Raw genomic sequence first — 13,642 nt, 5'->3', positions numbered from 1 at the left:
CGGACAGTGACCGCACTGATCCACAACCGTCCCGGCGCGCCGTCTGTTTCACTGGACGGGTGCTCTCCCGTCCCGCCCTGATCGTCGTCAGCGGCCCGCCCGGAAGCGGCAAGACGACCCTCGCCCACGAGCTCGCCCGCCTGGTGGGCTGCCCGGCCGTCTGCCGGGACGAGATCAAGGAGGGCATGGTCCACGCGACGCCCGGCTTCGTGCCCCGCCCCGGCGACGAGCTGAGCACGCGCACGCTGACCACGTTCTTCGGCGTCCTCGAACTGCTGCTGCGGGCCGGTGTGACCACCGTCGCGGAGGCGGCGTTCCAGGACCGCCTCTGGCGTCCCGGCCTGCGACCCCTGCTGGGCCTCGCCGACATCCGCGTCGTCCACTGCCGGGCGGACGCCCGCGTGGTGCTGCGTCGCAGGCGCCGACGGCTGCGGGACAACCCCTTGCGGTGGGCGCACGGCGAGCGTGCCTACGACGATCCCGCACAACATACCCGCGACTACGACGCCTTCGACCGGGTCTCCCTGGACGTCCCGTCCATCGAGGTCGACACCACGCGCGGATACGACCCCGCACTCGACGAGATCGCGGAGTTCGCCGCCGCCCGCCGCACATGACGGACGGCCGTCGTGGTCCACGGTGTCCACGACGGCAGCCCGACCCTTGCTCTCACTTCTCCGTACGGCTCACTTCGGCAGCGTCCCGGGGTTCGTGGCCCACTCGGTGTTCGGCTGCTCGGTCAGCCGGAAGTCGAGCCGGCCACCGGTGCGCAGCAGACCGGCGTCCGTCCACGACTGTTGCAGCGGGCGCCCGTCGAGCCTTGCGGCGTCGATGTAGGCGTGTGTGTCGTCGGCCCGCGGGGCGGTGATCACGAGGTCCGCGCGGCCCGGCCGGTCCACCACTGCGGCCGGGAAGAGCGGGGCGCCCAGCAGCAGGGTGGCGGTGCCCGGCGTCTGCGGATAGACGCCGAGGGCGGAGAAGACGTACCAGGCGGACATGGTGCCCAGGTCGTCGTTGCCGGGCAGGCCCGAGGGGCCCGTGCCGTAGACGGTGTCGACGATCCGGCGGACGGTCGCCTGGGTCTTCCACGGCTGTCCCAGCGCGTTGTACAGCCAAGGGGCGTGGATGCCGGGCTCGTTGGTCGGGTCGTAGCGCAACGGGTCGCCGCCGCGCACGGACCACGAACCGTCGGCGTTGTGGAAGAACCCGTCCAGCCGGGTCGCCGCCGCCTCCCGGCCGCCCATCGCCTCGGCCAGGCCCTGGACGTCCTGCGGCACCATCCAGGTGTAGGTCGCGCTGGTGCCCTGGGCGAAGCCCAGGTCGCTCCCGGGGCTGAACGGGGTCACCCAGGAGCCGTCGAGCCTGCGGGCCCGGACGTAGCCCGTGGCCGGGTCGAAGACGTTGCGCCAGTACCCGGCCCGCTCGGTGAAGACCTTCGCCTTCGTGTCCCGGCCCAGCAGCCGCGTCCACCGGGCGAGCGCGGAGTCGGCGACGGCGTCCTCCAGGGTCTCGGCGGCCCCGCCCCAGCAGTGGCACACGTCCTGCGCCGCATAGTGCGAGCTCAAGTACTGTGCCAGATTGGGGCGTTGGCCGACGCACTGGCCCGGGCAGCCGGCGTCGGAGAGGCCGTCGGGATGCGGCACGGTGGCCTGGCGGACGAGGGAGTCGAAGGCGCCCTCGTAGTCGAAGTTGCGCACCCCCATGGCGTAGAAGGTGGCCAGGGTCGCAGCGGACGGATCGCCGGTCATCACGTGCGTGGCGCCGCTGATGTGCACCCAGCGGTCCCACACCCCGCCGTTCTGCCGCGCGAAGTTGTACAGGGACTGGGCGAAGTCGCCCGCGACGGTGGGCTTGAGGAGGGCGAGCAGCTGGATCTGCGCCCGGTACTGGTCCCAACCGGAGAAGTCGCTGTACTGCGCCCGTTGACCGCGCGCCAGCCGGTGCACCCGCTGGTCCATGCCCCAGTAGCGGCCGTCGGCGTCACTGATCAGGTTCGGCTGCATCAGGGCGTGGTACAGCGCGGTGTAGAAGGTCTGCCGACGTGCGGTGTCACCCCCTCGCACGCGTACGGCGGCCAACTCCCGGTCCCAGGCCCGCGCCCCCGCGTCGGCGACCTGCCGGACGCTCGCGTGCCCCGGTATCTCCTCGCGCAGGTTGGCCTCGGCGCCCCCGAGGCTGACGTAGGAGATGCCGATCCGCATGTGGACATCGTTGTCGGAGTGGGTGTCGAAGCCGACCCAGCCCCCCGAGCCGCGCCCCGCCCGATCCGCGCCCGTCGCGTACCCCTCCCCACCGGAGGCGGACGTCGAACCAGGGGAGAGGGTGGCGTCCTTCCAGGTGCCGGCGGAGGAGAAGGCGCGGTCGAAGGACGCGCTGAAGTACAACTTGTAGTAGCTCTTGCGGTTGTTGACGCCGCCGTTGGCGCGGCGGCCGCAGAAGGCGCCGGTGAGCACCCATCCGGTCACCCTGCGGTGCGCGGCGTCGATGTCGACGTGCGCGTCCTCGCTCCCGTTGAGGGAGTTGGACACCCGGAAGAGCAGGTTGGCCGGACGGTCGGCGGGAAAGGTGAAGTCCGCGACGCCCGCGCGCTCGCCGACCGCGAGGTCCGCCGAGGCGCCGGACGCCAGGCCCAGGGTGTAGCGGCCGGGTGTCGCCTTCTCATCGGCGTGCGTGAAGTCGGCCGCGTACACGGCGTCCTTGGTGTCCGCGGACGGCGACGAGGTCACGTCGCCGACGAACGGCATGATCGGTACGTCACCCGCGGCGCCCGGGTTGCAGCCGGCGCCGTTGACGTGGGTCAGGCTCAGGCCGCGGATGCGGGTGACGCCGTACTGGTAGCCGTTGGCCGCTCCCGTGCTCGTCTGGTCCCCGGTCGTGCTGGTCGGCGACCAGGCGATCATCCCGTACGGCAGGGTGGCGCCGGGATAGGTGTTGCCGCCGTTCGCGGAACCGATCAGAGGATCGACGAGCGAGGACGGGCGCTCGTCGGGGCCGTCCGCACCCACCGACGGGAACGGAACGCCCACGGCGAGGACGGTGGTGATCAGGACGGCCGCGGATCTCGCGCCGAATCGTCGTGCCGCGCGCGGTCGTTGCAGGCGCATGCGTGAGTCGCCTCTCGATGACGTGACAAGGACCCGAACCGCTTCCGGGCCGCGCGCAAGGCTAGGAGGCCGTCAGGTGAAAGGGGAGAGTCGGTCGGGGCGTCGGGGTGAAGGCGGGGTGAACGGTGCGGCGGGGGAGCATCCCTGGTGCCCGACACCGCCCGCCCGCGGGCCGGTCGCCGCCGGACCCGATGCCCCATGATGTTCCGGTGACTTCGCTGACCTTCGAGGACCACTGTCACCAGATCGTCGCTCAGACCGACCTGCTCAGAGATCAGGTCGGCGGGGCGGACACCGGCACCGCCGTGCCGACCTGCCCCGGCTGGGATCTCGGCCGGCTGCTGCGGCACGTGGGCGGAGATCATCGCTGGGCGGAGGAGATCGTCCGGACGAGGGCCACCGAACCCGTCTCCGATGATGGCGTCAACGACCCTCAGGCCTATGCCGCGTTGGACGGCTCCGCACTCGACGGCTGGCTGGGTGAGGGCGCTGCCGGGCTCGCCGCCGCCTTGCGCGGTGCCGGGCCGGACGTGCGGGTCTGGACCCCGGCCGACGGCAGTGTCGTACCGCAGTCCAGCGGGTTCTGGGCCAGGCGGATGACCCATGAGACGGTCGTCCACCGGGCCGACGCGGCGTTCGCGGTCGGCGCCGGGTTCGCCCTCGAAGACGAGTTGGCGGTCGACGCGCTGGAGGAGTGGCTGGAGTTCTCGACGGTCACCGAGGCCTACGAGCCGGCGCCCGGCACACCAGGTCTGCTCGGGGCCGGCCGCACGCTCGGCCTCGACGCGCCCGGCGCCGGGCAGTGGTTCGTCGACCTCGCCGGCGAACGGCCCGTATGGAGTGCCGGAAGCCCCAGGCCGGCCGCCGTGGTCGTGCGCGGACCCGTGACGGAGCTGCTGCTGTTCCTCTACCGCCGCCCCGCGCCGGCCGTCGAGACGCGGGGTGACGCGGCGCTGCTCGAACTCTGGCTCAGGCGCACGGGGTTCTGGCTGGAGGCGTAGCCCCGCAACCGAGGTCTCGCGGCACGTGTGCGGTCCCGCCGCCCCGGATCACTTGCCACCGACCTCTTGACCTTGGACGAGCGAGCGACCTAACGTTCCGGCGCTTACATCGGTTTGAAACGATTCAATCCACCGACTCCAGGGGCACACCCATGCACGAACTCGTCTCGCGCGGCGGGATGTCACGCCGCACGGTCCTCGCCACCGGACTGGCCGTGGGGGCCGTGGCCGCCCTCGGCACCGTGTCGCCCGCCGCGGCCGCACCGGCCGCCGGTGCCGAACAGGGCCCGGCCGCCGACTGGTTCGCGCGGCCCGCGCGGTCCGTGCGCCCCCGGTTCCGGTGGTGGTGGCCGGACGGCCTCGTCGACCCGGACGAGATCGCCCGCGAGATCGACCAGATCGCCGACGCCGGATTCGGCGGCGTGGAGATCGCCGGTGTGCACCACAGCATCAAGGACAAGTCGGTGCTCGACACCGACCACCACGGGTGGGGCAGCGGACCGTGGCTCGACGGCGTGGAGGCGGCGCTGCGCCGGGCGGCGAGACGCGGCCTCACCGTCGACCTCACCCTGGGCCCGAGCTGGCCCGTGGCCGTCCCCGGTGTCGGCCCCGACGACGAGGCCGCCGCCCAGGAACTCGCCTACGGGCGGGCGCCGTTGGCCGGCGGAGCCACCTACCGGGGCCCGGTCCCGCCGCCCGCGCACACCCCCGCCTCCGGCGTCACGCGCCGGCGGCTGCTCGCCGTCCAGGCCGCCCGCGTCGCACCGGCGAACTCCACCCGCAAGGAGACCGGCCTCGACCTGTCGACGGTCCGCGACCTCACCGCGGCCGTCGCCGACGACGTCCTGACCTGGACCGCGCCCGCCGACGGCGACTGGGTCCTGATCTCCTACTGGCAGCGCGGCTCGGGCCAGCAGCCCGAGTCCGGCCCGCACACCGCCCCCGCCGCCTACGTGGTCGACCACTTCAGCCCGGCCGGCACCGCCGCGGTCACCGGCCACTGGGACGACATGCTGACGCGTGACCTGCGGCTGCTCCTGAAGGTCGCCGGTGGCTCCTTCTTCGAGGACTCCGTGGAACTGGAGACCGACGGGCTGACCTGGACCACGCGCCTGCCCGACGCCTTCCGGGAACACACCGGCCGGGAGCTGCTGCCGTATCTCCCGGCGCTCGTCCTGGACAAGGGCAACCAGGTCTTCGCCTTCGAGGCCCAGCTCACCCGGCAGATCAGACACGACTTCTGGGAGACCGTCTCCGGCCTCTTCAACCGCCACCACATCGGCGCACTGGCGGACTGGGCGCACTCGCTGGACATGACCCTGCGCGCCCAGCCCTACGGCCTGCAGACCGACGCCATCGCGTCGGCGGCGCTCCTCGACATCCCCGAGGGGGAGTCCCTGGGCTTCAAGAACCTGGACGACTTCCGCTGCCTGGCCGGCGGCCGTGACATGGCCGGACGGACGGTGCTGTCCTGCGAGGCGGGCGCCTACAACGGCTCCGCCTACAGCACGACCTGGGACCGCTTCCTGCGCACCATGGGCGGCGCGTACGCGGCCGGCGTCAACCAGACCGTCGTCCACGGCTTCTCCTACGCCACCGCCCCGCAGGTGAGCTGGCCGGGCTTCGCGGCCTTCAGCCCCTACAACGGCGCACCCGGATACGGTGAGTCGTGGGGGCCCCGCCAGCCCACCTGGAACCACATCGAGGACATCTCCGGCTACCTCGGCCGCGTGCACCAGGTACTCCAGTCCGGCAGGGCCAGGGCGGACGTCGCTGTCTTCCGGCAGACCGGCTACACCGCCACCGGCATCGGCGCCTCCTGGTTCACCTCGACCGGCATCCCCCTCGGCTGGACCCACCAGTTCCTCAGCGGCCCCCTGCTGGACCTGCCCGGGGCCACCGTGTCCGACGGCCGCCTCGCCCCGGACGGCCCTGCCTACAAGGCGCTGTTCGTCGAGGGCGACTTCTTCTACGGCTCCGCGCCCACGCTGGCACTCGCCGACGCCCGCAAGCTGCTCGGGCTCGCCCGGCAGGGACTGCCCATGGTCCTGCTCGGCGCCTTCGACCAGGCCCTCACCCCCGGCGTGCCCGCGGACGACGAGACCGCCCAACTGCAAGGTGTCATAAACGAGTTGCTGGCACTGCCGCACGTCACCCGGATCACCGACAAGACCGCGGTCGGCGACGCCCTCACGGGGCTCGGCGTCGGCCCCGACGTCCGGTACGCCACCGCCTCCACCCTCCTCAACGCCCACCGGGCCACCGCGGAGGCGGACTTCTACTACCTCTGCAACGGCAAGCACGCCGAGACCGTCAAGCCGCCGGTGGCCGCGATCGACCACGACGTGACCCTGCGCCGCACCCGGGGGAGGAAGTCGGTGCCGTACCTCCTCGACGCGTGGACGGGCGAGGCCGTGCGACTGGCCCGCTACACCGAGGACGGCGACGACGTCACCGTGCGGGTCACGCTCCAGCCGGGCGAGACGATGATCGTGGCCCTCGGGCGGCCCGGGCTGTTCGGCGACCGCGACGGCGACCGCCCGCACGCCCTCGCCTCCGACGCCGACACCGTGCTGTTCACCGAACGCGGCCTGACCGTGCGGGCCGGCACCGCCGGCACCTACACCACGCGCCTGTCCCAGGGCCGCACCGTCACCACCACGTTCCCGGCCGTTCCCGACCCGATCGTCCCGAGTCGGTGGCAGCTCGACGTGGACGACTGGACCCCCGGCTCCACCCCGACGCGCACCGAACACGTCCGGCACACGGTGACCCTGGACGCCCTCGCCCCCTGGTCGCGGATCCCCGGACTGGCCGACTCCGCCGGCATCGGCACCTACCGCACCACGATCACCCTGCCGGAGCACTGGACCCCGTCCTACGGCGCCGTACTCGAACTCGGCCAGGTCAGCGACACCTGCCGGGTGACCGTGAACGGCACGCGCGTGCCCCCGGTCGACCGGCTGCACCCCGTCGTCGACGTCGGCCGCCACCTCCGGGGCGGCGACAACATCATCGAGGTCGAAGTCGCGACCCCGCTGATCAACCGCCTGAGGGTCGCGCAGCCGGCGGTCTTCGGCACGACGGCCCGTCAGGACCACGGCCTGGTCGGCCCCGTGCGACTGGTGCCCTACGTCCAGAAGGTCGTGGCCTGACGGCGTGTGGCCCTCGCCTGCCGGCCGGGGCGCTCGGTGGCGACCTGGGTGCGACTGGACGGCCAACCGGCCTACTGGACACGGGTCTTCGCCTTCGGCACCGGCATCACCGCGAACATGTTCCTCACCCCGCGCAGCGACTCCGGAACCCTGCGGTACGCGATCACCGCGGGCGGCGGCGGAGCCGAACAGCGCATCGACGCCGACCCGTTGCCCACCGACCGCTCGGTGCATGTCGCGGTCGCCTACGGCAGTGGCACGGCCGTTCTTTACCTCGAAGGCCGGGAGGTCGGCCGGAACGCGCGCATCACCGTGGAGCCGCGGTACTTCGGCAACCACATCCGTGCCGCGTACATCGGCAGGTCCCAGTACGACGACCCGTGCCTCAAGGCCGCGGTCGACGACTTCCGTGTGTACGGCAGGACGCTGACCGCGGCCGAGGTCGCGGAACTCGCGCAGGCCTGACCGGCTCCCGTCCCGTCAGCGGGGCAGCTTGGCCCGCAGACCGCCGGCCACCGCCGCCGGACGGGCGGTGGCGCGGGCGGTACGCCGCACCAGGTGCGCCTCCCGGCGCACGCCCCGGGCGGCGTGCCGTCCGCGCCACAGCAGCGACGGGGCGCCGGCGGTGTCGTCGGCCGCGATCAGCAGACCGCCCAGCATGGACAGGTTCTTCAGGAAGTGGATGCGCTGCTGGGCGCGGTCCGCGGGATCCTCGGCCTCCCAGAAGCGATGGCCCGCCAGCGTCGTCGGCACCAGCGTGGCGGCGAGCGCCAGCGAGGACAGCCGGGGCAGCCGGCCGAGCCCCAGCAGGACGCCTCCCACCACCTGTACGGCGCCGCTCAGCCGTACGACCTGGTCGGTGCGGTCCGGCAGTGCCGAGACACGTTCCGTCACCGGCTGCACCACCGGCTCGGCGGCCGGGGCGACTTCCTCGGGGGCCCGCAGACTGTTCAGGCCGCCTGCCACGAACATCGAGGCGAGCAGGGGACGGCCGGTCATGCGCAAGAGACTCATGGCGCTCTCCAGACGTGTCGATGCGGACGGCACCACTCGGGTTCCCGGTCCGGGCGGCCGCAATCGACACCTCGTATCACCAGCGGGATCGAACATCTTCTGAGAGGTTTCTATGAATCCGTGAGGCGATTGAACACTCGGGCGCCGCCGTCCGTATGGGGCGAGGGATTTCCATGCCGACCGCCGAAGCAGTAGGAGAACACTCGTGGGACGCAACTCGCGCAGACGCCCGACAGGCCCACGCCGGGCCACATTCGCGGCACTGGCCCTGATGCTGGGCGGCGGCGGACTGATCGCGGCCAACGTCTACGCCTCGGCCACGGAGGACGGCTCGGGGGCTCAGCAGGGGACGACGTTCAGTGCCACGGGCGGCACGATCGACTGCCCCGACGTGGGCAGCAAGCTGACCGAGGTCCCGGACAAGGCCAGGCCGGACGTCGACAAGGATCTGGCCGCACTGGACCAGCAGATAGCGCAGGCCTACCAGCAACTGCAGGCGGCGACGCCGCAGCAGCGCCAGGACAGCGGCTACACCGACGACAAGGTCATGAAGCCGCTGGAGGAGAAGCGGGGCCAGACCCTCGACAGCATCGGCGCCGCCATGGACCAGGCGGGCGGGAAGTCCGACGGCCTCGACTCCATGGCCGACTGCTCGATGCGCACCTGGAACGGCCAGAACGGCGGCCAGAACGCGGGCGACTCCCAGAACAACGGCCAGAACGGCGGCCAGAACAACGGAAGTTCCCCGAGCGGGCAGCCGCAGGGAGGACAGCAGAACGGCAACGGCGGCCAGGCCGGCAACGGGCCGGTCGCCGCCGACTACCAGGACATCAACACCGTCCAGCCCAACTCACCTGCCCCTGACCTTAGTTCCTTCACCTCCAAGGGCACCTTCACCACCAGCTGCGGGGTCAACGCCAACGGCCTGCGCAACTCGGACAACGTGATCGTCGCCCCCGGCGTCAGCAACGGCGCCCACCACTTCCACGACTACATCGGCAACCAGTCCAACACCGCCTTCGCCAGCGACAACGACCTGGCCAACGCCGACACCAGCTGCGAGAACAAGGGCGACAAGTCCACGTACTACTGGCCCGTGCTGCGCCTGCAGAACGGCACCCAGGAGCAGGACGCGGACAAGCCGGGCGGCGGCACCGAGGGCAACGCCGGCCAGATCGTCACGCCCAAGCAGGTCACCATGACCTTCATCGGCAGCCCGCGCAGCAAGGTCGCGGAGATGCCCCGCCTGCTGCGCATCATCACCGGTGACGCGAAGGCCTTCGTCAACGGCCCGGCCAACGCCAACGCCGCCTGGAGCTGCACCGGCTTCGAGGACCGGCAGCTGAAGGACAAGTACCCGCTGTGCCCGCAGGGCAGCGACGTGGTGCGCACCTTCCGCTTCCAGAGCTGCTGGGACGGCCGCAACATCGACAGCGCCAACCACCGCACCCATGTGGCCTTCGCGGACGCCTCGGGCGCCTGCCCCAACGGTTTCGAGGCCATTCCGCAGCTCGTCCAGCGCATCGTCTACGACGTCAAGGCGCCGAGCCTGCAGGACGGCGGCCGGACGACTCCGCTGTTCGCGGTGGACTCCTTCCCCGAGAACCTGCACAAGCCGATCACCGACCACGGCGACTTCATCAACGTCTTCGACGAGAGCCTGATGAAGGAGATGGTCTCCTGCATCAATGACGGCCGGAACTGCGGCACCGGCACCGGCGAGGACCCGGGCGGCTCGGGTGGTTCGGGTGACTCCGGCAACGGCAACGGGGGCGACTCCGGGAACGGCAACGCGGGTGGCTCCGGTGGGGGAGCGACCCAGTCGCCGTCCGCGCAGCCGACGGACCAGCCGTCCGAGACCCCCTCGCAGGAGCCGACCGCCCAGCCCTCGCAGGAGCCCACCGCGCAGCCCACGCAGGACCCCGGCAAGGGGAACGACGGCAAGGGGAACGACGGCAAGGGGAACGACGGCGGGTCGGGCAACGGCGACCAGGGCGGTTCCGGTGACGGGGCGTCGCAGCCCACGACCGCCGCGCCGCAGACCGAACAGCCGGCCGGCGATGACCAGCCGAGCGTGTCCAGCACGTCCGTGCCCAAGGTCTACGGGAAGTCCTCGTCCAAGAGCGCCTCGGCCGCGCCGGCGAACAGCGCCCCGGCGGACAACGGCGGCGGCTCCGCCGGCGGTTCCGCGCAGTCCCAGGCCTCGGGCGGGAACGACGCGGCGGCCGCGGGACAGGCCGAACCCCAGGCCGTCCAGGGGAATCTGGCCGAGACCGGTACGAGCCTGTGGCCCGCCGCGGCCGGCACCGTCCTGCTGGTCGCGGGCCTGATCGTACTGGCCCGCTCGAAGCGCACCTTCCTGCGGCAACGCTGAGGACGCGTTCGCGCGGGTGACACGCCCGCGCTTGCGCGGTCGAGGCACGAAAGGGCAGGGTGCGGGTTGTGCCCACCCTGCTGATCGTGCATCACACGCCCTCGCCGAACTGCCAGGCCATGCTGGAGGCCGTCGTCTCCGGTGCCACCGCGCCGGAGATCGAGGGCGTCGACGTGGTACGGCGGCCGGCACTGTCCGCCTCCGCCGCGGACGTGCTGGCCGCCGACGCGTGTCTGCTGGGGACCCCGGCCAACATCGGGTACATGTCCGGGGCCCTCAAGCACTTCTTCGACCAGATCTACTACCCGTGCCTGGACGCCACGCAGGGCAGGCCCTACGGCTACTACGTGCACGGCGGCAGCGACGTAACCGGCGCCGTCCGTGCCATCGACACCATCACCACCGGGCTCGGCTGGCGTCGTGCCGCGAGCCCCGTGACCGTGACCGGCGAGCCCGGCAAGGCCGACATCGAGGCCTGCTGGGAACTGGGGGCGACACTCGCGGCCGGACTGATGGGCTGACCCGGGGCCTCGACGGCCGGACCCGGACCGAGCTCCGCAGTCGGGCGCAGCATTTGAGACAGCCTCTCCGCGGAAATGGTATGGACTATTAATGCCCGTCCAACTTTCCGCTGGCCGAGCGAGTGCAACTGCGCCGCGCGGAGTGTGCGAATGAGCCACCCGCGGAAAACCACCCCACCGTGCGGTTGATTCTTCAAACGTGGCGCTGCCATACTCCGGCTTCCGGCCGGGATCTCTCTGATCTCCCGCCCGTGCATCCGGAAAGCGGCAGTTCCGGATTCACCGATCCCCCACAATGTCCGCACGGGAAGCGATTCCAGCATGCCTCTTCCGTCTCCCTCTCTACCTCTGTGAGCTGGGCTTTCGATCTTTCGACGGAATTGCATGCGCGGCCCGAAGCAGCGAAGAAGGTGCTCTGGTGTCAAGGAACCATGAAGGATTCGAACCGCCCCCGCGCATTTCCACCGCCACTGCCGATGAACTGCAACGGCGGGCGATATCCGACAATCCAGAGTTTCAAGCCCTGAAGCGCACGCAGCGCCGATCCGGCGTGGCAATGACGGTGATCGGCGTGGGCGGCTTCCTGCTGTATGTGCTGCTGTCGAGTTTCACGCCGGGCCTCTTGAACAGCTCCCTCAGCGGCCGTCTGACACTGGGACTCGCCCTCGGTCTGGGGCAGTTCGTCCTGATGGCCGTCATCGCCCGGCGCTACGTCGTCCACATGCGCACGCGCGTCGACCCGGTCGCCCGCGGCTTCCGCACCCAGCTCCACCGGCCGACCGCCGAGGGCCCGGGCCGGACTGCGCAGCACCCGTCGGTGCCCCGCCAGCGCACCGGGGAGTACCGCACATGGTGACGACCGCCGCCGGCGTCGTGGACCGGTTCAGTCTCCAACTGACGTTCCTGCTCTTCCTGTCCGTGGTCGTGGTCACCCTGTTCACGGCGCTGCTGCTCGCCCCGCAGCGCGACGAGATCAGCGAGTTCTACCTCGGCAACCGCGAGATGACCCCGCTGCGCAACGGACTGGCGATGTGCGGCGACTACATCTCCGCCGCCACCCTGCTGGGCAGCACCGGCCTGGTCGCCCTGACCGGCTACGACGGCCTCCTCTACCTGTGCGGTACCGCGGTCGCCTGGATGACGGTCCTGCTGCTGATCGCCGAACCGCTGCACAACGCGGGCAGGTTCACCCTCGGCGACACCCTGGCGCTGCGTCTGTCGCAGGGGCAGCGGTCGGTCCGCCTGGCCCTGTCCCTGTGCACCCTGGCCGTCACCACCCTCTACCTCGTGGCCCAACTGGTCGGCAGTGTCGCCCTGTTGACCCAGTTCACCGGCGAACCCAGCGCGACCACGCGCACCCTGTGCGTGGTGGTGATCGGCACCGTCGTGATCGTGTACGCGGCGATCGGAGGCATGCCGGGAGCGACGTTCATCCAGATCGTGAAGGCGGTCATGCTCATCTCCGGGATCGCGGTGACCGCGGTGATGGTGCTGCACCACTTCCACTGGAACCTCGACGCCCTGCTCGGCTCGGCCGCCGACAACAGCGGCCTCGGCACCCGCTACCTGGAACCGGGCCTGCGCTACGGCGCCAGCACCGCCAGCAAGCTGGACTTCTTCAGCCTGCAGCTCGCCATCGTCTTCGGCCTGGCCGCCCTCCCGCACGTCATGATGCGGCTGCTCGCCCCGCGCACCACCCGCGTCCTGCGCTCCTCGGTGGTCTGGGCGATGGGCCTGGTGGGCTTCGTCTGCCTCGCGGCCGGCATCCTCGGCCTGGGCGCCACGGCCGTCGTGGGCCGCGCGACCATCGAGCAGACGGACCGCAAGGGCGACTCGGCCGTGCTGCTCCTGGCGCACGAGCTCGGCGGCGGAGTCCTGACGGCCCTGCTGTCCTGCCTGGCGTTCGTCACCCTCCTCGCCGTCGCCTCCGGGCTCACCCTCGCGGCGGCCTCGTCCCTCGCCCACGACCTCTGGGGCGAGGTCATCCGCAAGGGCAGGGCGGAGCAGACCGAGGAACTCGTCGTGGCCCGCCTCGCCGCCGTCGTCATCGGCGTCCTCGGCATGCTGCTGGCGCTGGTGTCCTGGGGCGCCAATACGGCGACGCTGGCCTTCCTCGCCTTCGCCATCGCCGCGTCCGCCATCCTGCCCACCCTCGTCTACACCCTGTTCTGGCGGCGCTTCAACGCGACCGGCGCCCTGCTCAGCCTCTGCGGCGGCCTGCTGTGCTCGGTGCTCCTCGTCGTCTTCTCCCCGGTCGTCTCCTCGACCCCGGCCTCCTTCTACCCGGACGCCGACTTCGCCTGGTTCCCGCTGCAGAACCCGGGCATCGTCTCGATCCCGGCCGGCTTCCTGCTCGGCTGGCTCGGTACGGTCACGGCGCGCCACGAAGAGCCCGACGCCTACGACGAGTTCCAGGTGAAGGCGCTGGTCGGCGCGGAGTAGCGGGCCCGTGCGAGCGTGTCCCGCACCGGAC

At 71.5% G+C, this 13,642-nt stretch carries 10 protein-coding genes; 8 read left to right on the top strand and 2 right to left on the bottom strand.

Annotated elements, in window-relative coordinates; genetic code table 11:
* The first annotated feature begins 59 nt into the window (after positions 1–59).
* Positions 60–617 (top strand): AAA family ATPase, encoded by a 558-nt coding sequence (locus ACIGDI_RS21125; RefSeq protein WP_399898636.1) that lies wholly within the window; start codon positions 60–62, stop codon positions 615–617.
* A gap of 69 nt (positions 618–686) precedes the next feature.
* On the opposite strand, the gene ACIGDI_RS21120 is transcribed toward ACIGDI_RS21125, so the two are convergent.
* The gene (locus ACIGDI_RS21120; protein WP_399898633.1) at positions 687–3,104 is read right to left on the bottom strand and encodes a GH92 family glycosyl hydrolase; all 2,418 of its coding nucleotides are present in this window, start codon (positions 3,102–3,104) and stop codon (positions 687–689) included.
* A gap of 209 nt (positions 3,105–3,313) precedes the next feature.
* Here ACIGDI_RS21120 and ACIGDI_RS21115 point away from each other — a divergent pair, with 209 nt between their 5' ends.
* The 3 genes from ACIGDI_RS21115 (at position 3,314) to ACIGDI_RS21105 (ending at position 7,725) form a co-directional block, all read left to right on the top strand.
* On the top strand, positions 3,314–4,105 hold the full coding sequence (locus tag ACIGDI_RS21115) for a maleylpyruvate isomerase family mycothiol-dependent enzyme (RefSeq protein WP_399898630.1): 792 nt from the start codon (positions 3,314–3,316) through the stop codon (positions 4,103–4,105).
* Between the two features lie 152 nt (positions 4,106–4,257).
* Complete coding sequence (locus tag ACIGDI_RS21110) at positions 4,258–7,260, top strand: glycosyl hydrolase (RefSeq protein WP_399898627.1); 3,003 nt, start codon at positions 4,258–4,260, stop codon at positions 7,258–7,260.
* A 36-nt stretch (positions 7,261–7,296) separates the two neighbouring features.
* On the top strand, positions 7,297–7,725 hold the full coding sequence (locus ACIGDI_RS21105) for a LamG domain-containing protein (RefSeq protein WP_399898624.1): 429 nt from the start codon (positions 7,297–7,299) through the stop codon (positions 7,723–7,725).
* A gap of 15 nt (positions 7,726–7,740) precedes the next feature.
* Here ACIGDI_RS21105 and ACIGDI_RS21100 read toward each other — a convergent pair whose 3' ends face one another.
* Positions 7,741–8,274 (bottom strand): DoxX family membrane protein, encoded by a 534-nt coding sequence (locus tag ACIGDI_RS21100; RefSeq protein ID WP_399898621.1) that lies wholly within the window; start codon positions 8,272–8,274, stop codon positions 7,741–7,743.
* A gap of 205 nt (positions 8,275–8,479) precedes the next feature.
* Between ACIGDI_RS21100 and ACIGDI_RS21095 the strand changes: the two genes are divergently transcribed.
* The 4 genes from ACIGDI_RS21095 to ACIGDI_RS21080 all read left to right on the top strand — a co-directional run bounded on the left by ACIGDI_RS21095 (position 8,480) and on the right by ACIGDI_RS21080 (position 13,611).
* Positions 8,480–10,648 carry a DUF1996 domain-containing protein gene (locus ACIGDI_RS21095; RefSeq protein ID WP_399898618.1) on the top strand — a complete coding sequence of 723 codons (2,169 nt, stop codon included), beginning with the start codon at positions 8,480–8,482 and terminating at the stop codon, positions 10,646–10,648.
* Between the two features lie 68 nt (positions 10,649–10,716).
* Positions 10,717–11,169 carry a flavodoxin family protein gene (locus ACIGDI_RS21090; RefSeq protein WP_399898615.1) on the top strand — a complete coding sequence of 151 codons (453 nt, stop codon included), beginning with the start codon at positions 10,717–10,719 and terminating at the stop codon, positions 11,167–11,169.
* Positions 11,170–11,587: 418 nt separating this feature from the next.
* Positions 11,588–12,025 (top strand): DUF485 domain-containing protein, encoded by a 438-nt coding sequence (locus ACIGDI_RS21085; protein WP_399898612.1) that lies wholly within the window; start codon positions 11,588–11,590, stop codon positions 12,023–12,025.
* Positions 12,019–13,611, top strand: coding sequence for a cation acetate symporter (locus tag ACIGDI_RS21080; protein WP_399898610.1), 1,593 nt, complete (start codon positions 12,019–12,021; stop codon positions 13,609–13,611). Before ACIGDI_RS21085 ends, ACIGDI_RS21080 begins: the two co-directional genes overlap by 7 nt.
* The last annotated feature ends 31 nt before the right edge of the window (positions 13,612–13,642 follow it).

Origin of the sequence: Streptomyces sp. NPDC085900 (assembly GCF_044540925.1) — a bacterium.
In the GTDB taxonomy this organism is placed as follows: Bacteria; Actinomycetota; Actinomycetes; order Streptomycetales; family Streptomycetaceae; genus Streptomyces; species Streptomyces gilvifuscus.
The sequence above is the reverse complement of the archived record's forward strand: the minus strand, read 5'-3'. Positions and strand labels throughout refer to the sequence as shown.

What these genes read in the sequence shown, in the direction of transcription:
- ACIGDI_RS21120 (WP_399898633.1), bottom strand. Translation starts at nt 3,104, where the DNA reads ATGCGCCTGCAACGACCGCGCGCGGCACGACGATTCGGCGCGAGATCC.
- ACIGDI_RS21110 (WP_399898627.1), top strand. Translation starts at nt 4,258, where the DNA reads ATGCACGAACTCGTCTCGCGCGGCGGGATGTCACGCCGCACGGTCCTC.
- ACIGDI_RS21100 (WP_399898621.1), bottom strand. Translation starts at nt 8,274, where the DNA reads ATGAGTCTCTTGCGCATGACCGGCCGTCCCCTGCTCGCCTCGATGTTC.
- ACIGDI_RS21080 (WP_399898610.1), top strand. Translation starts at nt 12,019, where the DNA reads ATGGTGACGACCGCCGCCGGCGTCGTGGACCGGTTCAGTCTCCAACTG.